The 695-nt window shown below is 75.4% G+C and carries 1 pseudogene; it reads right to left on the reverse strand.

Annotated features, from left to right (window positions below):
* Nucleotides 1-427: pseudogene (locus tag AC2W7A_RS13110) on the reverse strand (M3 family metallopeptidase); the annotation flags it as partial.
* Nucleotides 428-695: the final 268 nt, after the last annotated feature.

Below are 695 nucleotides of genomic sequence, written 5' to 3' on the forward strand. Positions count from 1 at the left end.
CGGCCGTGTCCGCCACCAGGCGTCGGGTGTAGCGTGCGCCGGCCGTGGCCAGGGCGGTGTTGATCTCGGCGAGCTCGGCGCGGTCCTGCTCGGACAGGTGGGCGCCGGCGAGCTCGAGCCGCTGGGCGAACAGCTCGTGCAGGCGGGCGTCCTCACCGTCCAGGACGGAGGCGTCCACGGCGGCCACGCGTTCGGCCAGGCGCGGGTCCAGCAGCAGGGCGTCCTCGTGGGCGGCCAGCTCCGGCATGAGCTCCTCGGACAGTCCCTGGCGGGCGTCGGTGCCGTCGGCGCTGACGAGGGTGAAGAACATCGCGGCGGAGCGACGCAGCAGGTCCCCGGTCAGCTCGAAGGCGCGCACGGTGTTCTCGAAGGTCGGCGCCTCGTCGCAGGCGAGGATCGCCTCGACCTCCTGCCGCTGGGCGGCCATGCCGGCGCGGACGGCCTCGGCCAGCTGCTCGTCGGTGACGGCGGCGAAGTCGGGCAGCCCGTAGGGGAGTGGGGACGGGGAGGCGAGCGGGTGGTCGGCGGGCAGGGTGGTGCCCTAGTGCGTCTGCTGGGAGTCCATGGGCGCAGTCTAGGTGCCCGGCCGTCGTCGTCCCCTGCGGACCACGCACCGGCCCGGGGCCATGCCTCATGCCCGGTGCTCCGCCCGCCTGCCCGGACGCACGCCGCCGTTCGCGGCGCGGTCATGGCCC

It is taken from the genome of Micrococcus sp. LASM2_SD2 (assembly GCF_057364565.1).